Source organism: Nostoc sp. DedQUE05 (assembly GCF_034530955.1).
Taxonomy (GTDB): Bacteria; Cyanobacteriota; Cyanobacteriia; order Cyanobacteriales; family Nostocaceae; genus Nostoc.
Window position 1 is genome coordinate 15,172 of sequence record NZ_JAVRCB010000050.1, and the last position, 25,954, is coordinate 41,125.

16 protein-coding genes are annotated in these 25,954 nt (G+C 44.1%); 5 read left to right on the forward strand and 11 right to left on the reverse strand.

From position 1 onward, the window contains the following. Positions 1 to 88: 88 nt before the first annotated feature. From RMZ42_RS28670 to RMZ42_RS28720, 11 genes are all read right to left on the reverse strand, one after another. A complete protein-coding gene (locus tag RMZ42_RS28670; RefSeq protein ID WP_322674602.1) occupies positions 89 to 646 on the reverse strand; it encodes a DsbA family protein in 558 nt (185 codons plus the stop codon). 287 nt (positions 647 to 933) lie between these two features. After that, entirely contained in the window at positions 934 to 1,215 is a 282-nt protein-coding gene (locus RMZ42_RS28675; RefSeq protein ID WP_322674603.1) for a hypothetical protein, read from the reverse strand. Positions 1,216 to 1,486: 271 nt separating this feature from the next. Next, on the reverse strand, positions 1,487 to 2,116 hold the full coding sequence (locus RMZ42_RS28680) for a response regulator transcription factor (RefSeq protein ID WP_322674604.1): 630 nt from the start codon (positions 2,114 to 2,116) through the stop codon (positions 1,487 to 1,489). Positions 2,117 to 2,128: 12 nt separating this feature from the next. Continuing rightward, positions 2,129 to 4,903 (reverse strand): PAS domain-containing protein, encoded by a 2,775-nt coding sequence (locus RMZ42_RS28685; protein WP_322674605.1) that lies wholly within the window; start codon positions 4,901 to 4,903, stop codon positions 2,129 to 2,131. 274 nt (positions 4,904 to 5,177) lie between these two features. Further along, the gene (locus RMZ42_RS28690) at positions 5,178 to 5,783 is read right to left on the reverse strand and encodes a DsbA family protein (protein WP_322674606.1); all 606 of its coding nucleotides are present in this window, start codon (positions 5,781 to 5,783) and stop codon (positions 5,178 to 5,180) included. 251 nt (positions 5,784 to 6,034) lie between these two features. After that, positions 6,035 to 6,664 (reverse strand): response regulator transcription factor, encoded by a 630-nt coding sequence (locus tag RMZ42_RS28695; protein ID WP_322674607.1) that lies wholly within the window; start codon positions 6,662 to 6,664, stop codon positions 6,035 to 6,037. 6 nt (positions 6,665 to 6,670) lie between these two features. Beyond that, positions 6,671 to 13,579, reverse strand: coding sequence for a protein kinase domain-containing protein (locus RMZ42_RS28700; RefSeq protein WP_322674608.1), 6,909 nt, complete (start codon positions 13,577 to 13,579; stop codon positions 6,671 to 6,673). Positions 13,580 to 13,701: 122 nt separating this feature from the next. Continuing rightward, positions 13,702 to 13,941 carry a hypothetical protein gene (locus RMZ42_RS28705; RefSeq protein ID WP_322674609.1) on the reverse strand — a complete coding sequence of 80 codons (240 nt, stop codon included), beginning with the start codon at positions 13,939 to 13,941 and terminating at the stop codon, positions 13,702 to 13,704. Between the two features lie 343 nt (positions 13,942 to 14,284). After that, complete coding sequence (locus RMZ42_RS28710; protein ID WP_322674610.1) at positions 14,285 to 15,187, reverse strand: phytanoyl-CoA dioxygenase family protein; 903 nt, start codon at positions 15,185 to 15,187, stop codon at positions 14,285 to 14,287. A gap of 358 nt (positions 15,188 to 15,545) precedes the next feature. Further along, positions 15,546 to 15,836: an HNH endonuclease gene (locus tag RMZ42_RS28715; protein ID WP_322674611.1), complete on the reverse strand. Its 291-nt coding sequence runs from the start codon at positions 15,834 to 15,836 to the stop codon at positions 15,546 to 15,548. Between the two features lie 509 nt (positions 15,837 to 16,345). Further along, a complete protein-coding gene (locus RMZ42_RS28720) occupies positions 16,346 to 17,242 on the reverse strand; it encodes an SDR family oxidoreductase (RefSeq protein WP_322674612.1) in 897 nt (298 codons plus the stop codon). A 484-nt stretch (positions 17,243 to 17,726) separates the two neighbouring features. Here RMZ42_RS28720 and aroF point away from each other — a divergent pair, with 484 nt between their 5' ends. The 5 genes from aroF to RMZ42_RS28745 all read left to right on the forward strand — a co-directional run bounded on the left by aroF (position 17,727) and on the right by RMZ42_RS28745 (position 25,579). Further along, entirely contained in the window at positions 17,727 to 18,836 is a 1,110-nt protein-coding gene (gene aroF / locus RMZ42_RS28725; protein WP_322674613.1) for a 3-deoxy-7-phosphoheptulonate synthase, read from the forward strand. Between the two features lie 58 nt (positions 18,837 to 18,894). Continuing rightward, entirely contained in the window at positions 18,895 to 20,592 is a 1,698-nt protein-coding gene (locus RMZ42_RS28730; protein ID WP_322674614.1) for an aromatic amino acid ammonia-lyase, read from the forward strand. Between the two features lie 65 nt (positions 20,593 to 20,657). Then, a complete protein-coding gene (locus RMZ42_RS28735; protein ID WP_322674615.1) occupies positions 20,658 to 22,094 on the forward strand; it encodes a cytochrome P450 in 1,437 nt (478 codons plus the stop codon). A gap of 47 nt (positions 22,095 to 22,141) precedes the next feature. After that, positions 22,142 to 23,662, forward strand: a complete 1,521-nt coding sequence (locus RMZ42_RS28740) for a long-chain fatty acid--CoA ligase (RefSeq protein WP_322674616.1) — start codon at positions 22,142 to 22,144, stop codon at positions 23,660 to 23,662. Between the two features lie 60 nt (positions 23,663 to 23,722). Continuing rightward, positions 23,723 to 25,579, forward strand: a complete 1,857-nt coding sequence (locus RMZ42_RS28745; protein WP_322674617.1) for a ScyA-related TPP-binding enzyme — start codon at positions 23,723 to 23,725, stop codon at positions 25,577 to 25,579. Positions 25,580 to 25,954: the final 375 nt, after the last annotated feature.

Here is a 25,954-nt window from a genome sequence, read left to right on the forward strand (position 1 = left end):
ATTGCTGAAATCTCTGGTTCTTGTCGTCGGTATAGAAGTTATGAAATACTCCCTGCTGAAATACTTGTTAGGATAAGCATCAAAAACCTTAATCATTTGCAGCAACAATAGCTGCCATTATCTGCTCAACAGTCCAGCGATCGAGATAGCGAATTCCATTAATAAACAAAGCGGGTGCAGCCTCCACTCCACTTCGTAGTCCACTTTCGATGTCCGTATTGATCCGATTGACATATGCTCCTTTGGATAAATCCTGCAAAAATTGAGAAATATCAAGTCCTAAACGATTGGCATACTCCACTAGATAGCCATTTCCCAATTCCTGTTGATAGATAAACAGCATCTCATGCATTTGCCAAAACTGCCCTTGAGCCGCTGCTGCTTCTGCGGCTTGTGCTGCCCTTTGAGCATGTGGATGAATCTGAATTTGTGGAAAATGACGGAAGATAAAACATAAATAATTCTCCCCTAAAGAAACACTAAGTTGTCGCCCAATGACTTTAATCAGCCTGTCAACATTTGCACTCTCTTGAGATTGATAGTCCCCATACATCACCAACACTACAATCGCATTCAGTACACCTTTTATGCGATCTTGTGTTGAAGGTGGGACGAATAACAAACTGCGATCGCTCTCAAAACTCACTGAGACCTCCGAAAAAGAAAATGCTCATCGCCAGCGATCTCTTCTGAAATCCTTGTACTACCTGAGCTAAAATCTAGTTTTTGGAAAGGTCTAAGTCATTCAGAAGAAAATTAGATGGTGCGTTAACGAAATGTAATAAGGTATACCAGAAACCTCTCTTCAAAGCCTCTTTCTACTTCGAGGAGAGGCTTTGAAATTCCCATTCCCTTGTAGGGAAGGGGGCTAGGGGGGTTAGGTTTCCGAGCCTCAGAAGTTACCAAAAATACTTTTCAAACATCCTCTAAGGCTTAAATACACGACCATGGCCGGCAGCCTGCTAGCAAAGTTTTTTTCTTATCTAGAGCAGCATTTCTATTTTGAGATTGAGTTTGTTTGATGCTGTAATTAATTTTTAGGGCATCGTCTCCTAATGTATTGTGCTTTTTAATCGCTGTGTTTAAGGTAGGTGCATTCAGATTATTCTCTAGAGTCACACCCTGATTGATTTTGGCAATAGCAGAGTTTCCAGAGAAAGCTATTGCGCCAACGATTACGACTCCTAAACCTTTAGCCAAATTCCAAACATGCATAATTGTATTCCGCCTTTTTTACCAATTCTAAATATTCTTTGGCATCAATTAACTAGAGGATTTCGCCGCCAGTGAGCAACTAAACGTTTACATACTTTTGTTGAAGCTTTGGCGGCTTTGTGTACAAATATATGCAATTAACTCTAACTTGTCGTCCTCTAAAAGTTGAAACTTTTGCTCAATAGAGTGATTGATAAATCAGTCCATCTCAAAATGGAAGGTTGCCTCCAACTAAAGTTGGAATCCAAATTTCAACTTGAGTACAACTTATTTACAAATTGACAATCCCACGCTTAACAGCAGTAATCACAGCTTGTGTGCGATCGCTCACGCCCAGTTTGCTTAAAATCCGATTCACATGAGATTTGACGGTACTTTCACCAATAATCAAAACAGTCCCAATTTCCTGATTACCCATTCCTTGTGCCATCAAACGCAACACTTCCAACTCTCGTTCACTCAGTTCTGGATTGCTCATTCGCTGCAATAATTTTGCGCCCACTTCTGGCGGAATGTATTTCTGACCATTATGAATAGCGCGAATCGCATTCAAAAGCTCGCCAGGTTTAGCATCCTTAAGCAGATAGCCTTGAGCGCCCGCCTGTAAACCGCGATAGATATCTTCATCGCCATCGTAGGTTGTGAGTACCGCGATTCGAGCCTGCTTAAATTCAGCACAAATCGCCATAATTGCTTCAACACCTCCCATTTTGGGCATTCGTAAATCCATTAGTGTGACATTAGGTTGGTATTCTCGAAACGCGGCGATCGCCTGCTGTCCATCTTCAGCTTGAGCGATCGCTGTCATTTCTGGATCGCGGTTAATGATGGTTGCTAGACCCTTTCTGACTATGGCATGGTCGTCAACAATCAGCACCCGAATCGTAGTGGATTGGCTCATTGTAATTCTCACTCAAGGGTTGATAGTGACAATAATTTCTGTTCCTTGACCAGGTTGGCTTTGAATCAATAGTTGTGCGCCAATGCGCTCTGCCCGTTCGCTCATTCCTAATAAGCCAAACCCACCGCTCAAAGGAGTGCTACCTACTCCAAAGCCCCTGCCATCGTCTTTAACCCGTAAAATACACTGTGTTTCGTTATACACTAACTCAACCCGAATTTCGGCAGCATCAGCGTATTTAATCGCATTGGTTAATGCTTCCTGCCCAATTCTAAGTAAGTTATTCTCCACTTCGGCTGATAAGGAATAGGCTATACCCTGAGTTTCGCAAATCAGAGCCGTGTCGGTCGTTGCTAGCATTTGAGCCACAATACGATGCAAGGCACTCTCTAAATTACCTTCTTCTAGTAGCCGCGGACGGAGTGCTGACACGGATCGCCGTGTCCCTGCTAGCCCAGCGCGTGCTAGTTCCTCAATCATTTCCAGATGTACTTGGGTTGCTTCCGGGTCATCCGCCAGCACTTGTGTTACTGCTCCAACTTGAAGCAGAATACCTGTGAAAGATTGAGCTAGTGTATCATGAATTTCTCGCGCCATCCGGTTGCGTTCTTCTAAGATAGAAGTGTGTTCAGCTCGTTTACGATCGCTAATATCTGTCATGAGACTGTAGAAACCTCTTATCTGAGCATTGTCATCGAAATCAGGAATAAAGGTGGCGCTGATGCACCGCTTATCATCCAAAAAAGGGATTTCTGCTTCTAGAGGGACAGTTTGCCCTGCAAACACCCGATCAATATACGGCTCAATCCGTTCATAAACCGCCTCACCGAGCAGTTGACGAACAGGGTTGCCCAAAATTTGATCGCGGCTACGGTTGAACCAAACCTCGTATGTATGGTTGATAAATTGAAAGCAGCAATTGGCATCGACGTAGCTAATCAAAACGGGTAGAGCGTCGGCAATCAGTCGTAATTCCTGCTCCTGTAAGCGAAGCTCGTCGTAGACACCGCGTAGCTCTGCTTCGCTTGCCTGCAATGCTGTCGTTCGTTGGGCAACTTGTTGCTCTAGGGTGCGATTGTATTCTGCTAAAAGCTTCTCTGCTTGTTTACGTTCGGTGATGTCTTGAAAGGCTGCGATCGCATACAGAATGTTGCCAGACTCATCAAAAATTGGAGTTCCCCAACTTTCGATCGGAATGATGCGATTCCCCTGATGAATTTCGATATCATCCACACTGCCCTGTTCGCCGTTTAGCGCTCGCCTAATCATCAGTTGTTCGGTTGGGTAGGGGCGATCGGTTCCTGCCACATAGAGTTGATAGACCTCGGCAATTTGCTCTGGGGTGACAGACGGCAGCACGCCCTTGCCCAAGAGTTGGATTGCCTTCTGATTTGCGTAATAAGGGCGGCCTGTTGCATCCATAACTACAATTCCTACCGGAACCGACTCTAAAATTTTCTGGAGGCGGGTTTCACTTTGGGCGAGGGTCTGGTTTAAAGACTGCATTTTGGCAAATGCGATTTGAAGCTGCTGTGCCATCTGGTTGAACGATCGAGCCAGTTCGCCCAAATCGCCCGATCGCTCAATTTCTACCGTCTGATCCCATGCACCGTCTGCTAGCGCTTTTGCCGATTGACTGACGCTGACAATCGGTTTAGCGATCCATCGGGCAATCAAAATGCAGATCGCAATGCCAAGCAGCAAAGCCGCAATACAAAGCAGAATCGTCGTGTGGATGCTTTGATTAATCTTGGCCATGAAATCGGATTCAGGCAACACCGTGACAATCAGCCAATCCAGCCCACGATTATCTTTGAATGGCACCACCTGAAGCAACTGCCGCCTGCCATCGAACTTAAAATCAAGCTGTTCCGTAGTCTGAATCTGCCACAAATCGCTGAAATGCTCGCGCAAATAGGCAGCAGTAGCTCGCACGGTAGGGTTACGGCTCTCAACTGCGGACAATCGATTTGCTGCCGCCCCACTACTAATAATCGCCTCTCCGGTGGAGGTGGCAACCAGTTGCCCCGATCGCTCTAGAATAAAGGCGATGCCTGTCTTGCCAATTTGCAGGCTAGCCAAAAAAAGGCTCATCTCATTAGGCAGAAATACATCGGTGGCACAGACTCCCAACAGCGATCGATCGGCAGTGCTATAGACAGGCGTACTGGCGGTGATCGTTGGCAACTGGCTAGCAAAGTCGGCATAAATTCCACTCCAGATTGGTTCGCCTGCCGTCACTGCTGCTTTATACCAGGGACGAACCCGCGCATCGAAAGCTTTGTTGCCTTGACTGATTAACTGGTCTCGCTGACCATTGCGATCGAGGCTGTAGCCGTAGAGTTGACGATCTGTAGCAACATTACTCGACCGCAGTTCAATTGAGCGATCGCCAGGGCTACGTCGCACTCCTAGAAGAGAACCTTTGCGATCGCCACAGTAGATATCACTCACCATTGGATAAATCTGAATTTGCTGCCAGAGGGGAAACTCACCTTTGACTGCGCTAGGGTCAATTTTTCCCTGAGCGAAGGTGCTGGCATTGAGCCGATTGATGTTATGGGGTATCTCGGTATAGGTTTGTAGTTTGCCTTCGATCCGGTTTGTCAGTTCGCGCCGCAGTTGACTGGCGAGATCGTTGATGGCTTCCTGTCTATTTTGGAAGGAAAAATACCCCACTAAGCCGACTGTCACCAAAGTTTGCAGCACAAACGGCACAATCAAAACCGTCTGCAATGGCACCGTTCTGGAAACTTGAGCTACAACTTGCTTGAGAAGACTGCTCATCAATCAGATTCCTCATTTACGGCAGTTCGCGCACGTTAGTCCATTTATTGACTGAAGAAAGGCAGAGGGCAGGAGGCAGGAGGAAGAAATACAATTTTTGCCCTCAGCAATCAAGGGACACAAGCCCCTAAATTTATTTATGAAAAAATAAATAAATTTGTATAACGAGTGGCGCAGCGCATATTTACTGTGTCAAAAGTTAAATCCCATAAATAAATTTAGGGGGATTCCCTTCTGCCCTCTGCCTTCGTACTTCTGCCTTCTTAAGAAAATACTAGCCATGAGAAGCTCCAACGATCGCAACAAGTAGCGGCTCAAGCTCTAAAGCGTCTCTATAACGCACACCATTGATAAATAAAGCCGGAGTGCTAACTACCCCACTATCCATTCCGCTAGCAATGTCTTGATTGATGCGATCGACATGCACTTTTTGGGCAATGTCTCGAATAAACTGAGTTACATCAAGCCCTAAATTGTCAGCGTATTCTGCTAAATACCCATCTTCTAGCTCTTGCTGATGCTTCGATAGCATCTCGTGCATCTGCCAAAACTGCCCTTGTGCTGCTGCTGCTTCTGTTGCTGCTGCTGCTTTTTGAGCTTGAGGATGGATTTGAGGTTGAGGAAAATGTCGGAATACAAAGCATAGAAAATCTCTCCCGAATAAGGTCGCCTCAAGCTGGCGTTGAATTGCCTGAATTGAGGTATAAAGTTCACTACATTGGGGACACTGATAATCCCCATACTCAACAAGCACAACGCGAGCATTCAACGATCCTTGTCGATGGTCTTGCTCAGAAGGAGGTACAACTAATTGATTGCGCTCTGCTTCGCAGTTACCGCAAGGGTCGCCAGGTGTGTCGTCAGGAATAACATCGCTCATTCTAAATCTTTGAGGAAAAGAGATTCATCGTGTGCCCTCTGAAATTTCTTTCCTTCAAGCCTATAATCGTTTGTATGAGTTTAATGTATGAGACTTGCTTAGACTTGTCGTCAATTCAGAGTCTGTATTTTAATCAACAAAATGATTGAGGATGAGTCAATTTGAGGGAGTAAAACGAATCAAACTCAGGTTTGATTGCCTCAGAGACTAAAATATGATATTTAACCCAGGCAGAAGTACCATCTTTGCTTTCATAAGCTAGCAATTCCGCGTTTCAACGCAATAATGGCTGCCTGGGTACGATCTTTGACATCTAGCTTGCTTAAAATTCGGTTGATATGAGTCTTCACCGTACTTTCACTAATATTGAGAGCAGTGCTAATTTCCTGGTTGCTCATGCCCTGTCCAACTAACTGGAGAACTTCTAACTCACGATCGCTCAGTTCTGGAGCAGTCATCCGTTGGACTAGCTTGGCAGCCACGTTGAGGGGAATATACTGTTGTCCCCTGCTCACTGTCCGAATTGCTATCAATAATTCCTCTGGCTCAGAGTCCTTCAGTAAATAACCCTTTGCCCCGGCTCGTAATCCTCGATAAATCTCTTCATCGGTGTCATACGTGGTCAGCACAATAATTCGGGCATTGGAAAACTCATTGCAAATAAGCGTAATCGCCTGAACACCTCCCATATCGGGCATCCGTAAATCCATCAAAGTCACATCAGGTTGCTGTTGCTGAAAAACTGCGATCGCCTCATGCCCATTTCGCCCCTGACCAACAATGATAATATCTGGAGCCTCCTCTAACATTCCGATCAAGCCCTGGCGGACAACAGGATGATCGTCCACAACCAGAACGCGAATGCTACTAGGCTGATTCATGCTGACTTACCCTCGATTAATAGATACCATAATTTCTGTCCCTTGCTCTAAGTCACTTTGAATCTTTAATTCAGCGCTAATGCGTTCAGCCCGTTCTGCCATCCCCAGTAGACCAAAGCCATTCTGTATTGCCTGGTTTTCTACATTAAATCCCTGCCCATCGTCTTTAATTCGCAAGCTGCATTGGGTCGGTTCATAGATCAGTTCAATGTGGATTTCACGTGCTTTAGCATGTTTGATTGCATTTGTCAAAGCTTCCTGCCCAATCCGAAACAGATTATTTTCCAGATCGGAGGATAGGGGATAGGGCGTACCCATGACTTCGTAGACGATTTGGGTTGCGATCGAGGAGTCTAATTGAGCAGTAAGATGGCTTAAGGCATCCTGTAAGTTACTGCTCTCTAAAAGGTATGGGCGGTGTAGTGCCTCTACTGAACGACGTGCCTCCGCAAGCCCAGAACGGGCTAAGTCGAGGATCTGAGTCAGGAGAGTTTGCGCTTTTTCTGGGTCTGCCGTTACCTTATTGGCGGCAGAGCGAGCATGAATGATAATACCTGTAAACGCTTGGGCTAAAGTGTCGTGAATTTCCCGCGCCATGTGATTGCGTTCTTCTAGAATCGAGGCTTCTTCAGCTCGTTTGCGATCGCTGATATCTCTTGCCAGCCAAATGACAGAATGTTCTGAGATGGGCGAGATGCGAGTTGCAAACCAGGTTTTCCACCCTCCCACGATCGAGCTATACTCAACCGTTAGGGGCTGCTGAGTGCTTAATGCTTGCCGAATACAGCCAAGAAATGTATCGGCTTGCGATCGCTCAAAAATCTCGGAAAATGTTCGACCCACCTGTTCGTCAATCGGGTTAGATAATTTCTCTGACTCGATCAGGCTTGCTCTCAAAATCCGCCCTTCTGCATTTACTACCAAGAGCGGATCGGGCATTGCACAAAAGAGCGCCCGAAGTTCTGCTTCGGAGGCTTGCAACGCTTCTTCTGCCTGTTTGCGTCTAATTCCTAATGCAATCTCACGGGCTGAAAACTCCAACGCCTCAAAGTTGGACGACGGAATGGGATGTCGAGTAAACATCGCTATCACGCCAACAAGCTGCTCATCCAGCAGTATCGGATAGCCCGCAAATGCCACCATGCCTTCTCGTTTTGCCCATTCTTTATCAATGGATGATTCATCAAACACATTGTTAGTCAACAGAGGACAGCGTTCCTGAGCAATTTGTCCAACTTTGACGCTACCTACAGGAATTCGACTGTATTCACCGTCAAGACGGGTATACATCCCCGCACTGGCTTGTAACTCCAAAACATTATTGTCTTTATTTAGCGTCCAAATCCGAGCAAATGCCGCATTAAAGTGCTTAACAACGGCTTGGGCACAGCGATGCAGTATCAAGGGCAAACTAGCACTTTGAGCCAAGGCACTATCCACATCGGCGCGAAAATCGGAGAGGATTGCCTGTTCCCGAAATTGAGCCTCGGACTGACGCAACACTTCTTCTGCTTGTTTGCGTTCGCTAATATCTGTCATGAGACTGTAGAAGCCTCTCACTTGAGCATTGTCATCGAAATCAGGGATCAAGGTCACGTTGAGGCATCGCTTCCCAAGCCCAAAAGGGATCTCTGTTTCTAGAGATACCGTTTGCCCTGCAAACACCTGATTAATGTACGGCTCAATTCGTTGATAAACCGCCTCACCGAGAAGTTGGCGAACAGGGTTGCCCAAAATTTCATCGCGGCTACGGTTAAACCAGACTTCATAGGTATGGTTGATGAATTGATAACATCGATTGGCATCTACATAGCTGATCAGAACTGGTAGAGCATTGGCAATCAGTCGTAATTCCTGTTCCCGATGGCGCAATTCTGCTTCACTTTGCTGTAAAGCTGCCGTTCGTTGGGCTACTTGTTGCTCCAGGGTACGATTGTAATTGGCTAAGAGACGTTCGGTTTGTTTACGCTCTGTGATGTCTTGAAAGGCTGCGATCGCATAAACCACATTGCCCTGTTCGTCAAAGACTGGAGTTCCCCATGCCTCAGATGAAATAGTTGCGTTGTTTTGGCGAATATCTATATCGTCAGTCTTGGTGCGTTCGCCACTCAACGCCCGGATAATTGGCAGTCTCTCTGACGGATAGATTTGATCCGTTCCCGTCATGTAAAATTGATAAATTTCTGAAAGTTGTTCCGGTGTCGCAGCAGGATCAACGCCTTTACCCATAAGCTCAATTCCCCGCTCATTGACATAGTAAGGGCGACCTGTCGCGTCAATAATGCCAATTCCCACTGGAATCGCTTCTAAAAATTGAGTCATTTGACTTTCGCTAGCCCGGAGCTTTGAGTAGAGTCTAGCATTTTCAATCGCGATCGCTGCTTGAGTAGAAAGTAGATTCAGAACTTGCGATCGCGTAGCGTTTCCGTTGGCGCAGCCTCCCGCAGTGAAAGAGACTCGCTCTGGTGTAAATGCTCCAGCCGCTAATTTATTTTCTAGATACAACACGCCCACTAGCTTACCTTGATTGAGCAGAGGCAGACATAAAATTGATTGAGTTTGATTCTGTTGAATATATGGCTCATTAATAAAATTACCTTCACGAGTAGCATCATTTAAGATGACAGATTCATGAGTACGAATAACATAATTAATAATTGATTCAGGTAGATGATTTGCAGGTGGGATAGATTGCAGCACTTGTGTAACATAGATATTCTCACCCTCCTTAAGTTCACTAGACGCTTCAATCACCCATTTTCCTGAGTTTTCTAAAATCAAAAATCCTGTTTGTGCGCCAGCATTTTCGATTAATATCTTCATCAAGGAACGGAGCAGCCGATCTAGTTCAATTTCGCTCGAAATCGCCTGAGTTGCCTTCATTACTGCCGTTAAATCAAAAGCGATGTGTGAGGTATTAGAAGTGGTTTCAGCAGTAGTGCAGATTGGTGTGAAAGCCACGCTCGACTGTTCAGGAAATAGCTGCGGATAGCGAGTTTCTAAATCTTTGACTTTCGCAGTTGCTCCCCACCGTTTATAGCAGTAGTGAGCTTCTTTCATGTAGGTTTGGGCGATCTTTTGCCGACCTCGCACTAGATAATGTTTAGCAGCTAACTCGTATGCTAACGCTTCTTCCTGGATATATTCATTTTCCCTGGCTCCTTGAATTGCTTGTTCATAGAATTCCTCTGCTTCAAACCACTGACTTAGAACTCGTGCAGTCTCTGCTTGCACCAGATGATATTTATGCAAACAATTCATTGGCGCATACTGTGCCCATTGCTTCATTTTCTCCTGACTAACCGTAACTTTTTTGATGAGTTCCTCTTGCACTTGAGTGCTGCTTTCAGAGTATATGGCGAGTCTTGCCAGCGCATCATATAGATAGTAAAAAGGGGCAACAGGTGTGCCTGTTATTCGGATTAAATAACGTTCTGCTATGGTTGAGTTTTCAACTGCCTGAGCGTATTCAGAAAATAGGTAACACAGGATAAGTTTATTGAAATAGACATCAAAGGTTGACGTTCCATCATTTGCTGTTTCATGTTGTGGCAATCCACTTTCTTCATTGTAGAATTCGCCAACTAGGCGAGTTAGGCTGACCGAAAAGCCCATCAAATTTGCGATCGCCTGCTGATATATTTGGTTCCAGGTTAGCGCCGTTTTCTGTTTGATTTGACGAATTGCTTCATTGTATTTCGTCATCTCGCGCTCAACTTCTACGAGTTCCTTTCCAACTGCGTAGGATTGGAAGCAATAACAATGAGCACAATAAGCAGCAAACTCTAAATCTCCAACTTCTAAACCTCTTTGGTAGGCTTCTAGCAAGGGCTGGATTGTGTTTTTAATATGCTTTTTCCAATGAATAATAAAGTTATTCACAATGAGTAATGTTCTAGCTCTGAGAGAATGAACATTAAGGTGTGACAATAGATTTAGCGCAAGTTGTCCAAACTCGTACCCAATCTCAATGTTCCCACTCGTTCCACAAAGAATTAATCCGTAAAAAGCATAGGCAAAGGGAGATACAACAGCATTCCCAGATTGAATAGATAAGTTTACTTGTTTAGACACAAGCAGAGGCATCAAATCAGGAGCCGCAACATAGGCAGCGATCGTGATGCTTGATAAGATTCGCATCGCCGCCAACTTGTCCGTTTCGGTCATTTCCGGCAAATGGAGCAAGTCCTCGATTGGCTTTTCGCCAATGAGTGATGTGATCGCGTCTAGCTCAAGCTGAATGTCTGACTGAGTTGGCGTTTCAGGAAAACTGATTCCCAGTTGCTGCAAAACTTGCAATCCAGTGTTGATTGCTTCTAATAGCTGGTTCTGCGCGATGTCAGTTTGAATTTTGACTTCGTAAACTTTCACGATGTCGAGAACCCTTTTAGCTGCTTGCAGAACGATCGCTGCCCAGGATTCTACCTGCTCAAATTCGCCACACAAATACGCGACTTCTGTTGTTTGGGTATATAACTCTAAGGTCAGCTCATAGTTAGTTTGCCAACTGGAGTCTGCTAGCCATGCTCTACCTCTGGCTAAATAGTTTTGAGCCACACTATAGGCGATCGCAGCTTTTGCTTTCTGTCCTGTGATTAAATTTAATCTAGCAATTTCATTGCGTTCTAGTCGATCTGTGACAAGCTCAATTCCATGATTAAGATGATCGACAATTTCAAACAGTCGGTCTGATAGTCTCTCTAGCAAAGTTTTTTGGAGGAGATTGCGACCAATTTGTAAATGAACAATTTGTTTTTGCGACTCATCGATTAAGGTGTATGAGGCTTGTTGCACGCGATCGTGCAAGAACTTATACTCTTGAATTAACAAGTTTTCATCTAATTCAGATAGTGGTTGAATTAATCCAACTTGTATAGCTGCTAGTAAATCTTGAAAAACCGTTTCAGGTGGTCGATCGCAAACAATCGACAACGTATCTAAATTAAATTCAGCACCGATACAAGCTGCTAACTGGAGAATTTGCTGTGTATTCTCTGGCAGTTTCTTCAACTTGTGAAGCATCAACTCCACAACATTATCAGTGATATCTTGGGCTTGGATTTGAGCTATGTTCCACTGCCAGCTTAAGCCTTCAGCATAAAAGGTCAATAAATTTTCGCTACGCAGCATTCTCAAAAATTCACTGACAAAGAACGGATTACCCTCAGTTTTACGCAAAACTAACTCAGCTAATGGACGAACGGTGTCTGCATTCCGATGTAGCGTCTCGGCAATCAACTGATTCAACGGCTCAAGCGTTAAGGGTGCTAAGATAATTTCCTGAAGTACTGCCCCTTGTTTTCGCAGTCTCTCTAGCATTAATGCTAATGGATGCGTTGGATTTACTTCATTATCTCGATAAGCTCCAATTAAAAATAATGATTGGGCTTGCTCATCCAGCAGCATCAACTCAATTAAATTCAGCGTTGCTGAGTCTATCCATTGCAAATCATCTAAGAAGATCGCCAGAGGATGTGATTCTGAACAAAACACCCGCACGAACTGCCCAAAGATTCTGTGAAAGCGATTTTGAGCTTCAGTTGCTCCCACTTCTGGTAAAGGCGACTGCTTGCCGATAATTAATTCAACTTCTGGGATGATATCAATGATGATTTGTGCGTTGTTTCCCAAAGCTGTAAGTAAGAGCGATCGCCACTGTTGCACTTGTTCGTCTGGTTCACTGAGCAATTGCTGTACCAATTTTTGCAGAGCATCTGCGATCGCACTGTAGGGAATATTGCGCCCAAATTGATCGAATTTACCAGAGATAAAATAGCCGCGCTTTTGGGTAATTGGTTTATAGATTTCTTGCACTAACGCAGATTTACCTACTCCCGCATAGCCAGATACCAACATCATTTCGACTTGGAATTTTGATTTGCCTCTTTGTTCGCTTTGTGAAGTTGTTTCTGAATTGTTTGGTAAAGAAGCAACGCGATTTGACTCTGGACAGGCTACACGATCAAACGCCGCCAGTAACATTGCAACTTCCTTATCCCGTCCATACAGTTTTTGGGGAATTTGAAACTGACCCGAAACGTCTTGAAGCGCCAGTTGAATGCTAGAGATTTGACCGATTTCTGCTAATTGTTCAGCACAGATTTCTAAATCCGCTTTGATGCCCCAGGCACTTTGATAGCGATTTTCAGCATTTTTTGCCATCAGTTTGAGAATGATATCTGAAACTGGCTTGGGAATTGTTGTATTTATTTCATGAGGCGGAATAGGATGTTTGGCAATATGACAATGGACTAGCTCCAGCACATCTGTGGTGGAAAATGGTAGTTGTCCGGTGAGCAGTTCGTAAAATGTCACACCAAGGGAGTAAAAATCGGTGCGGTAATCGAGTAAACGGTTCATCCGCCCGGTTTGCTCTGGAGATAGGTATGCGAGTGTCCCTTCTAAAACATGAGGACTTTTGAAAGTCGGATTCGTGCGGTTAAATTGGGTGGCAATTCCAAAGTCAATAATTTTGACAACACCAGTATCCAGATTGAGAACTATATTTCCAGGGTTGATATCTTTATGAATGACACTGGCTGCATGGATTCTGCCTAGAATCTCGGTGAGGGCGATCGCAGCACCGAGAAAAGTGGATAAGGGCATGGGGCAGAAGATATCTGGGCGCTTGTGCATCCATTTCTCTAGGGACTCTCCCCCAAAATCTTCTAAGATAATCACCAGAGTGCGTTGATAATCCTGCTGACTGTATGCCTTCACCACTCCCTCCACTGTGAGGGAACGGGTAATTTTATATTCCTGTCTGTAGCGGGTTAGTTCTTGGGGAGAAGGATAATCAAGCTTGAGCATTTTTACGGCGATCCCTACTCCATCGTCTCTGATGCCCCGATAAACTAGAGAGTTAGAACTTTCATATATCTTGTTTTGAATGGCAATACCAGGTAGAGCAATCATAGAGCAACTCTTGAGAGTATGATCTGGCATAACTTAAACTATACAGCAATTCTTATTCTGAGAATTATTACTTGCTGTTTGCTCCCATCGAGAATAAGTTTGATGAAATAAGAGATTGATAACTAAACTTTAATTTTTGACTTCAAAACATTCAACAATTTTTCTTCCAACGCCGTCAAATAAGCCCGATTCAGCTTTCCTAACGACTCCAAAAACTTCTGTACCGATTCCTCCAGCCCACTAGAATACACCCGATTGATGCGTAGGCGTAGCCCGCCGCAGGCATCGCAATTACCAACGTCAGTGATGATAGCTCCAGCGATCGCAGTTAAGATTATGGGAATTCTCCACAATGGCTTCATGTTGCAACAATAATTGTTGCAATATTAAGAAATCACAATTTTAACCGCACTGAACATTTATTAGCGATTGTTTTTTCAACTTATGTAAATAACTGAACATTGCTACAATCAAGGCATTTACGCGTCCGCAGCTTTTCACCTTCCCCCCACCCAGCCCCATCAGCCCGGAAATACACGTAATTTTTATATAGGACTCATATTTGATTGCGTGAAAAAAACTCAGTACAGCTTTATTCCTTCTTCCCAGTCCCCAGTCCCCAGTCCCTAGTCCCTACGATTAATTCAGAAATCAAATCAGATTGCTATATGCTAACAATGTGTTTTAACCTGAACTGGGGTGATGTTAAGACTCCCCCATGATGAGTCCCTCAATCGTATGCGCTTGTACGATAGGTTCTAGTTCATCGACGATTCGGCAGGCGAAGTGCTTTCGCTGTTCTGCGGGTATAGTTTTGTAATAAGCACGAGTGAACTGGAGATCGTGCCGCTTTGCGTTTTGGGCATCTGGAGCATCCACACCAAGCACTAGCGTCGGGCGGGATTTTTGGGATTGGTTGGCAGTACCCCGATGAATGGTCAGCGCTGACCGGACAGATATATCTCCACGCTTTGGGAGCTTCCTGACAGCACGCTCCTGGTATCGGTCGTAGAGAGATTTTGGCGGAAACATTTCGTGTTTGAAGCCGATTGGCCGATCCCACTGGGTACCGAGTGCTATCTCGAACGGCCCCATGTCCTCTTCGACATCCACGGTGGTTAAGTTGAAGGCAAGCGAGTTGAGCCTGCGTCCTGTCAGAGTGGCTTCGGGTGCGGGAAAGTCGCGGTGCCAGGGCTGATTCATGGAGCCAGTCAGAGGCACGTCAAACCCAATCTCTACGATTTTGTAGTCCTCTCCAAGGACTGCGGTTGACACTGCCACTACCCAAGGATGTGTGACCAGATCGAGAAATCCCCCGATCCTCTCCGGGTGAATCTCTACGTAGTATCGGTTGGGCCCGCGCCCCACTGCTCCTCCCGGACGCGCAAGCGCTTCAGAGAAGAGAACCTCAATATCCTCACCAAGGCGATCTGCCCAGGTCGGCTCGAATGCGCCTTTCAACCCAACGATCCCATCGCCGTAGAGTCCGCCCATGACGGCGGCAGTATCATACTGCTCAAAGAGCGCGGTTGGGGGAATCTCTTCTGTTTTCTGGGCTTGGACGGTATTCGTGTAATCAAAAATAACTTCGCGTGCGGCGGTATTCATCCTAATCCCCTTCTGAAAGAATTTTGAAAAAAGCACATAACAGGGGTCATTTTGGGCGAGATGATAGCAATATAGTTCTGCTGCCTAACTACAATAACCCCAAGAACTAATAATAAATTGGGGTAGAAGGTGCGTAATTGGGCTATAAAATCTAAATAAAAGGATTTTGGACGATAATATCCAAAAAATGCTCTAGTTTTTAACCGAAAAATTGTAAATAAAGTTAATAAATACTTTTGCTGTTGTCGTCATACATACGCAAGATTTATACTTTAGTGTCATTTTTAAGGTTTCTGTTTCTTTTCTATAGCTTCAGTGCATGGTGATGTAACACAGAACACACTATCCACCTTACTTTTTAGCGATGGACTGAAACTCGCTTACCAGGGTCTTGTTTTTTTACCCAAACCAAGAATTTTTGCATTTGCGGCTCACTTTTGAGCTTGTCTAGTGTGTTGAGTTCAAGGGCCAGCAGCTTATTATCGAATAAAACATGAATCTGTCGATGGCAGGCAGAACAGATATTTGCTGTTGGGCCTGGGTCTTGTTTTTTGCGTTTGGTATTTTGTCGTGGAATTAAGTGATGGACAGTTAAATATTCCATCTCTCTTTGACACAGTTGGCATTGCTTGTGTTGATTATTTGGCACCTGATGAATGATAAAACTCTATCTAATATCATAGCGATTACTAAACTAGGGCTAATCGGCTCAACATAAAACTGCCCTGGAGTTATCCAGAGCAGTTTTTGATAGAAGTAAATTATATGGGAGACAATTAATCTTGTCCCCGGTTTATCCATAATAGATACCGTTATATAATACTATTCACCTCAAGTTTCGTGCTTTATGCAAAAAACGAATAATCTTCAAGTTGGCATTACAAAGATTAGAAGTCAGCATCAGCCAGCGTATCACAGATGGCATCCGCTTCTCTACTGTCCACCTCTGATTTTCCTCAACTGGGCTAGGACTTGCAGATAGGGAGCGATCGCACTTGGTGTCGGCTCACTCCCCAAAATTAACGCCGCAGCTTGCAGGGCCGCCATAAGCCGGTGGCGATCGCAGTTAACCAACCAGAATTAATTTGAAGGTTTTCCCTATTTTCAAGATCGGTGACTCTTATAAAAGTTCTCCTAGAGTCGTTTCAACATTTTGAACTAGGCAATCCCGATGCCGCCTGTTACACCATAAACTTCTCCGGTGATGTAGCTGCCTTCTTGGGAAGCAAGCAACACATACACAGGAGCAATTTCCACAGGTTGCCCAGGTCTTCCGAGCGGAACTTCAGAACCAAATTTCTCGATCTTCTCCTGGGTCTGACCACCACTCGGCTGTAGCGGAGTCCAGAATGGACCGGGTGCGACTGCATTAACGCGCACTCCTTTCTCGATCATCTGTTTGGCGAGAGATTTGCTGAAATTCTCAATGCCGGCTTTGGTCATCGCATAGTCAAGCAGACTCGCTGAAGGTTGATATGCCTGAATCGAAGTGGTGTTAATAATTGATGCTCCGGGTTTAAGATGTGGAACGGCAGCTTTGGTAATCCAAAATAGCGCGTAGAGGTTTGTCTTCATCACTTTATCGAAATGCTCAGTTGTGATGTCGCTAATTGATGGGTAAGATGTCTGTGCGCCAGCATTGTTCACCAGAATATCTAAACCGTTCAAAGATTGCACTGCATCTGTCACCAGCTTTTGGCAAAAATGCTCGTCGGTGATGTCACCCGGAAGCGCAACTGCTTTGCGCCCTGATTGTTCAATCAATTGGATGACTTCTTGAGCATCAGCCTCTTCGCTCTTAAGATAGCCGATCGCGACATCAGCACCTTCTCGCGCAAATGCGATCGCAACAGCACGCCCGATACCAGAATCGGCTCCGGTGACTAATGCCTTCCGACCTGCAAGTTTTCCACATCCAATGTAGCTCTGCTCACCGTGATCCGGTTGGGGCTGCATCTTTTGAGCAAGTCCTGGTACGGGCTGTGGTTGTTGAGGAAAGGGCGGAGCGGGATATTGCTGCCGGGGGTCTTGCATCTCTAATCGATCGTCTTTCATCACTTAGTTGTTTTGATAGTTTTTGCAATTCAAGACTCAAGTATCAAGCATTAAGGAGAACGATTCCTCACCCTTTGAGCAGAATAATCTTCCAGAGTATGTAAGACTTAGGCGCGGGCTTGCTCGATGCGCTTGTATTGGGCTAGAGGTAACATCAACTGCTGGAAATCCCTTTCCTCCAACGAGTGAATCTGACCAATCATATCGGTTAGTTGACTCTACAAAGCACAAAAAGTCTTATTTTTCGGGTAAAAATTGCAGAAAAGCTGTCAATGCACTTTTCTGCATGTTCCAGGTGGAGAAACTGCACCTAAAGCAGCAGAAAAGGTTGCTGTGTTACATGAAGTTCTCAGATATTGTGTAAGTCATTGGCAACAGTAAAACTACTGAACGCCATTATTTCCTGGTTTTTAAGCTAAGTAATTACACAACTTCAGATTTGTACAAGTTAATTGCATACATATTTTAGAAGGATGTTGAAACGATGATTATTGTCATGAAATCCGGTTCTCCTCGACAAGAAATTGACTCATTGCTCACAGAACTTTCACGCTGGAATGTTGTCCCAGAAATCTCTGTAGGTAAACACAAAGTAGCTATTGGTTTAATTGGTGATACGGCAGAAATCGACGTGCGCCAAGTGCAAAATTTAAGCCCTTTTATTGAGCAAGTGCTACGGATAAAGAAGCCATTCAAACGCACTAGTTTAGAGTTTCGTCATGGTGAACCCAGTGAAGTAAAGGTGTTTACACCCTCTGAAACCATAACCTTTGGTCAAAACCATCCTCTAGTTGTAATTGCAGGCCCCTGTTCTGTAGAAAGCGAAGAAATGATTGTAGAAACTGCACTGAAAGTCAAAGCCGCAGGTGCAAAGTTTCTCAGAGGAGGTGCTTACAAACCTAGAACTTCACCTTATGCTTTCCAAGGACATGGAGAAAGTGCCTTGGACTGGTTAGCAACAGCTAAATCGGTTTCTGGCTTGGGCATTATTACCGAGGTAATGGATGCGGCTGAATTGGAAATAATTTCATCAGTTGCAGATATTTTGCAAATTGGCGCACGCAATATGCAAAACTTTTCTCTTTTGAAAAAAGTCGGTGCAACCAATAAACCTGTGTTCCTCAAACGTGGTTTGTCAGCCACTATTGAAGATTGGCTGATGTCAGCAGAGTATATTTTGGCAGCAGGAAATCCCAATGTGATTTTGTGCGAACGAGGCATTAGAACTTTTGATCGGGAATATACACGCAACACGTTAGATATATCTGCAATTCCGGTTTTGCGTAATTTAACTCACCTTCCAATTGCGATCGATCCTAGCCACGCTACTGGTAAATCGGAATTGGTGACATCAATGGCGCTGGCTGCGATCGCGGCTGGTTGTGATTCGCTAATGGTTGAGGTTCACCCTAACCCTCAAAAAGCCCTTTCAGATGGGCCTCAATCGCTCAATTTTCCTAACTTTGAGCAATTTATGAAAGAAATCACTCCTCTGGGCAAATTCTTTGGTCGTTGGCAAGAACCAAGATACACAAACAGTAAAGTCACTCAATCGCAGACATCTTTAGTAAATTGGAAGATTGGGGTTCTTTAAGAATTGTTAGCTCGTCAGCCAAGATTGAAAACTTTAGTCACAACAAACTCTAGAAAACATGAATACAGTTAGCTTAAGTACAAACACTGGGCAGAAAACAGCTTTTTCTTTTGTCCCTAGTTCTGATGATGCTGTAGTCGTAGGCGATCGCAATCTCACTGTTGAAGAAGTAATTAGTGTAGCGCGTTATGGCAAACAGGTACGTTTAACTGACGATCCAGAAAAACTGGGTAATATTCAAGCATCCTGCGATTATATTCGTAATGCCGTTGAATCTGGTGAACCTATTTATGGGGTGACAACTGGTTTTGGTGGTATGGCAAACGTGGTAATTTCTCCTGAATCTGCGACTTTACTACAAAATAATTTGATGTGGTATCACAAAGTAGGTGCAGGTAAAAAAATACCTCTAGTTGATGTTCGGGCTGCCATGCTGCTACGTGTGAATTCTCACATTAGTGGTGCATCGGGGATTCGTTTAGAAATCCTCAAGCGGATGTTGATATTTCTGAATGCTGGTGTTACACCTCATGTCTGCGAATTTGGTTCCATTGGTGCTAGTGGTGATTTAACACCCTTAGCATATATTACCGGAGCATTGATTGGTTTAAATTCCAGTTACACCGTTGACTTTAACGGTGAAGAAATAAATGCCCTAACAGCACTCAAAAAGCTGAATTTAGAGCCATTGCACCTACTTCCTAAAGAAGGGTTAGCAATGATGAATGGTACTTCAGTCATGACAGGTATCGCCGCTAATTGCGTCTACGACACCAAAAATCTTTTAGGATTGTCAATGGCTGCCCACGCCTTAGCTATTCAAGGTTTAAATGGGACTAATCAATCATTTCACCCATTTATCCATAAACTCAAACCACATTCAGGACAAAAATGGGCTGCTAGCCAAATGCTCAACCTGTTAGAAGGTTCACAGTTAGTTAGAGACGAGTTAAATGGCGCTCACAACTATCGCGGCGAACATCCGATTCAAGATCGTTATTCACTGCGTTGTTTGCCTCAATATATGGGGCCAATTGTCGATGGTTTTGACCAAATTAAAAAACAAATTGAGGTAGAAATTAACTCTGTAACTGACAACCCACTTATCGATGTAGAAAACCAAGCAAGTTATCATGGCGGTAATTTCTTAGGGCAGTACATTGGTGTAGGCATGGATCAATTGCGTTATTACATCGGGTTGTTAGCTAAACACTTGGATGTCCAAATAGCGTACTTGGTTGCACCAGAATTTAACAATGGGCTATCTCCATCTTTAGTTGGTAACACAGATCGAGTTGTAAACATGGGATTGAAGGGATTGCAAATTACTGGCAACTCGATTATGCCTCTGTTAACCTTCTATGGAAATTCTATAGCCGATCGTTTTCCCACTCACGCAGAACAATATAACCAAAATATCAACAGCCAAGGTTTTGCTTCCGCAAATTTAGCACGTCAATCAGTAGAAATCTTTCAACAATATATAGCGATCGCTTTGATGTTTGGTGTGCAATCGGTTGATTTACGCACATACAAAACTGTTGGACATTATGATGCCCGCGTCACCCTCTCGCCAGCAACCAGAAATTTATATCTAGCAATCCGTGATGTCGTCGGACAAGCGCCTTCTGCCGACAGACCTTACATCTGGAATGACCACGAACAAGCCCTAGACGAACACATCGCCAAAATTGCCAGTGATATCGCCAATGGTGGACAGATTGTGCAAGCAGTTAAGGAGCTTTTGTTGACCTGAAACTCCTAAGTCTTAATCTGTTACGAACGGTGATGATTTTTTCTAATTAAATTGGAGAGAATACAATGATCAAACAAAGCATCTACCAAAATGCACGTAAAAAACCTCCTGGCCCACCCGGTTTTCCGATTATTGGTTGCTTTCTCCAAATGTCAACAAATCCGCTGCAATTCCTCACCAATTCAGCGCGTGAGTATGGTGGCGTTGTCCATCTGGGGTCAATCGGCCCGCAACAACTTTACTTGATTGCCGATCCCGATTCTATAAAATATGTCCTGCAAGAAAATCCTCAGAACTATACAAAAGGTGAAAATTTCCAGGACATAAAACTAGTAATTGGTGAAGGCTTGGTAATTAGCGAGGGTGATTCATGGCGTTCCCAGCGTCGCCTCATGCAACCATCTTTTCACCGCCAGCAAATCGCCGCGATGGTCAATGACATGACCCAGCTTACCGCCGAGATGGTAGAACGCTGGCAAAAAATTCCACCCGGTGCAACTCTCGATATCTCTGCGGAAATGCTCGTGCTGACACAGAAGATTCTTCTGAAGACGACTTTGAGTATCGATGCTGATAGTGACACCAGCGAACTAATTCAGGCTTGGAATATTATCTACAAGTTCCTTAGCGATCGCTTATGGGCTATCATCAAGCCACCTATTAGCTTCCCCACGCCAAAAAACCGCCAGTTTAAACAAGCAATTAACACCCTCCGCACAGTTGCTAACAACATTATTCAGCAACGCAAACAAGGCAATCATACTACTCATGACATACTTTCAATGTTCATGAGTACTCAGGATGAATCTGGTAAGGGATTGAGCGATCGGCAATTACACGATCAGATAGTTGGACTCTTCTCAGCTGGATTTGAAACCTCAGCTGTAACACTTGGCTGGATTTGGTATTTGCTTTCTAAATATCCCACCATAGAACGCCAATTACAGGCAGAACTGACTACGGTATTGGCTGGAAGAACCCCAACTTTTGAGGATTTACCGCAGCTTAAATATACCAAAATGGTTGTCCAAGAAGCCATGCGACTTTATCCGGGTGCTTGGGTTTATGCCCGCAACAACTTAGCTGACGATTCCATTGGCGGCTATGATATCCCAGCTAATTCCATGCTTTTGATTAGTCCCTTTGTCACGCACCGCCTCCCTACTTTTTGGGATAATCCTGAAGGCTTTGATCCTGAACGATTCACACCAGAACGCTCTGTTGATCGTCCCCGTTATGCATACTTTCCTTTCGGCGGCGGCCAACGTCAATGCTTAGGTGACATCTTTGCATTAACAGAAATTCAGTTGATTGTGGCAATGGTGTGTCAACGTTTCCGCCTCAATCTACTGCCTGAACATCCAGTTGAGCCGCAGCCATTGCTAACTCTGCAAACTCAAAAAGGCATCATGATGACATTGCAGCCACGAACGGAACTTGATAACGTCAGTCAGCTAAATACTCAAAAGACATTATTAACACTGAATTCTTCTGAGCAATGACTGTCGAAGTAGACAAAGGTAATGAAGTTAAGTGAGTCTTTTTAGCCATGAATATTGCCCATCATATCGAGCGGGGTTATCAACTATATCCTGATAAAATCGCGCTGATATTTGAAGAGAAATCTTTTACTTACAAACAGCTTAACCAACTAGCAAATCGTCTAGCTAACAGTTTAAATGGATTAGGAATTAAAAAAGGCGATCGCGTAGTTTTGTTTTTGCCAAATATTCCAGAATTTATCATTTCTTATCTTGGTGTTCTCAAAATTGGTGCGGTTGTTGTCTCAGTCAACGTCATGCTGAAAAGCAATGAAGTTAGCTATATTCTCAATGATTGTGCTGCTAAGGCAATCATTACCACAGAGTCACTCGTTGAAAATGTACCAGAGGCAGATTTACCAGAACTGCAACACATTTTGATTGCAGAAGGTAGCGCCAAAAAGGGAATTACTTTAGCAAAACTGATGGAAAGTGCTTCTGGTAATGCAGATGCTATTGAAATAGATCGCCATACTCCTGCTAGCATTGTCTATACGTCGGGAACAACAGGTTTTCCTAAAGGAGCGACCCTTTCTCACGGCAACATAATTTCTAATATGTATTCGCAAAACCGTTGTTGTGGAATGCAATCAGATGACCGATTAGTACTTTACTTACCGTTATTTCATTGCTTTGGTCAAAATGCTATTCTCAATGCAGCATTAAACGTGTGTGCCACAATTATCCTGAAACGTCGATTTGATCTTGAGCAAATACTCAACGCGATCGCTACTCATCAAGTAACAATGTTTTTTGGAGTACCAACGGTATTTATCAATCTTCTAAATAGTAATTTATCTGGTTACAACCTCAATAGTGTTCGTTACTACTTTTCAGCCGCCGCACCAATGCCAATTGAAGTTGCCCAAACTTGGCGAGATAAGTATGGGAAAGTCATTAATGAAGGATATGGCTTAACTGAAACATCACCATGTGCGTCTTATAATCACGATTTGAAATACAAACTCGGTTCCATTGGCGCTCCAATTGAGAATGTAGAAATGAAAGTTATTGACGATAATGGTAATCAGGTAGAGCTTGGTGAATTGGGTCAGATAGTAATTCGAGGGCCTAACGTCATGCTTGGTTATTGGAATCGCCCATTTGAGACTGCGGAAGTAATTAAAAATGGCTGGTTCCATACTGGTGACATTGGTAGGATAGATGAAGACGGTTTTTTCTACATCGTTGACCGCATGAAAGACATGATTAATGTGTCTGGATTTAAGGTGTACCCGACTGAAGTTGAAAATGTGATTTATCAACATTCATTTGTTGCCGAGGTAGCTGTATATGGCGTTAAGGATGCTATCAAAGGTGAGATAGTTCAAGCAAATATTATCTTGAAGCAGGGGAAGATAATTAGCGAAGAACAAATCCTCAAATTTTGCTCTGAAAGAATGGCAAAATACAAACTTCCTTGTGCTATTAATTTTGTAAATTACCTGCCAAAGAACCCAACAGGGAAAGTTCTAAAACGAGTTTTACGCCAGCAATCAAGCTCTCAATTAGTTGCTGTTAATAACTAAATCTAGCTTGAGCTAAGTCATCAATCAAGCTAAAAAATCAATAAACAGGAATCATTGGCAATGGTGAATACTAAGTATATCAACAAAAAAGCTAATTCTCCTCAAGCTTTGGGAACAAAAATTAACCCTTCATCTAATCAAATTTCATTTGAAACTTCAACTGGCTCTTCTATTTTTTCTCCTGCATCGCTGAATGAAAAATTTCCAGAGTCAGAATTAAATCCTACGGTTGCAGAGGCTCTAGTTAAGATTCTGGAAAATTTGGGAGTTAACTATGCATTTGGTGTTTCAGGAGGCGGTATTGGGCCATTATGGGCAACATTAAACCGTAGTAGCATCGAATTGCTTCACTTTCGCCATGAATCAGGTGCAGCTTTTGCCGCTACCGAGGCTTATTTTGCCAGCGATCGCCCCGTCGTGGTATTCACTACTACAGGCCCTGGTATCACTAATGCTCTGACTGGGCTTTTTGCTGCCCGCGGGGAAGGAGCAAAAGTAATTTTCTTGTCGGCTGCAACCTCAACTGGAAATCGCGGTCGGGGAGCTTGTCAAGAAACCAGCGCCCACACAATGCCTTTCTCAGGAATTTTTACTTCAGGCCCACTATTCAATTACGCAACCATATTAGAGTCTGGAGATCAACTGCCAGAAATTTCTCGCAGACTTGCCCAAGGTTTAGCACAACCAGGCAGCTTTGTAGCCCATATTAGTGTTCCAACGCCAATACAGACGACGCCATTAAAAGTACAGTTACCTCAGCCAGCATTTTCTCAATCTGTACCAACTGCGAGTGAAGAAGCGATCGCTAAATCTGTAAAACTATTATCTGAAGAATCCTTTGCCATCTGGGTTGGCTTCGGGGCGCGACACGCCGCCGAGGAAATCCGCCAGTTGGCACAAAAAACCGGGGCGGCGGTAATGACATCACCTCGCGCCAAAGGGATTTTTCCAGAACATCATCCCCAATTTATCGGTGTCACAGGCTTTAGCGGACATTTATCAGTCCTGACATATATGCAAGAGCAACGACCGCAACGCATATTAGTGTTGGGAACGCGCCTTGGTGAACCTACCTCATTTTGGAGTCCGGCGATGATTCCAAGTAATGGATTCATTCATGTTGATATCGATCCGCAAGTTCCAGGAGTAGCTTATCCATCAGTAGAGACTGTTGCTGTCCACTCAGAAATCAAAGCATTCCTCAAAGCGATATTAAAACAGTTGCCGGAACGTCTTAATTGGTTTCCTAATTCCTCACTACCCCGTCCTGAAATTTACACCAATGCTCCCCGCAACAATGGTTTAGTGCGCCCCGAAGTACTGATGGATGCAATTCAACGGCTGATTATTGAGGGTAGCGATGCCTCAATCTTAGCTGAAGCGGGTAACTCCTTTGCTTGGGCAACTCACTTGTTGCGATTTAAGCAACCAGGTCGTTACCGGATTAGTACTGGTTTTGGCTCTATGGGTCATGCTACTACCGGGGTAGTAGGTACAGCATTAGGGCGAAAAGGTAAAGCCGTTGCTATTGTTGGCGACGGAGCAATGCTGATGAACAACGAAGTCAGCACGGCAGTGAGATTTGAGGTTCCATCTGTCTGGATTATCCTCAACGATGGACGTTACAATATGTGCGCCCAAGGAATGGCATTGCAGGGGTTAAGCGGCGAAGTTCCCATAGATACAGAAATACCGAGTACTGATTTTGCTGCGATCGCTAGAGCTATGGGAGCTGACGGTATCTGTGTTAATACTGAATCAGATTTGGAAGCGGCGCTACAAAAAGCACTTTTATCTACTGTTCCATTCATTGTTGATGTGAAAATTGACCCAACGCGACCCGCACCTATTGGAGGCCGCATTCAAAGTTTGATTAAGCAAGGAGCCATAGAAGCTAAAACGGTTATTGGTCATTAGTCATTGGTCATTAGTCGAATGGCACGCTTGTTAACGCCAAACCCATTACCTATAAGGCTTTTGGGTGTGGGGTGTGGCTGAGTGGGTGTAGTGAAGAAGGAAAATATTTATGTTCATACTCGATATTTTGTTTTCTTAATTTTCCCCGAACCTGCAACCCTACCCCCAACACCCTGCCTACACGAGCTTTCAGCTTTACAAGCGTGCCATTCGGTCATTAGTCATTAGTACCAATGATTAATAACTATATAGCGTTTCCAAATCATACAAGGTATATCATAGCCCCCTCATCGCTTGCGGGGAGGGGGTTGGGGGTGGGGTTCTTTTACCTCACTCAACTGAGAATCGTATCAGTATTTTCCACTTTCATCGTGT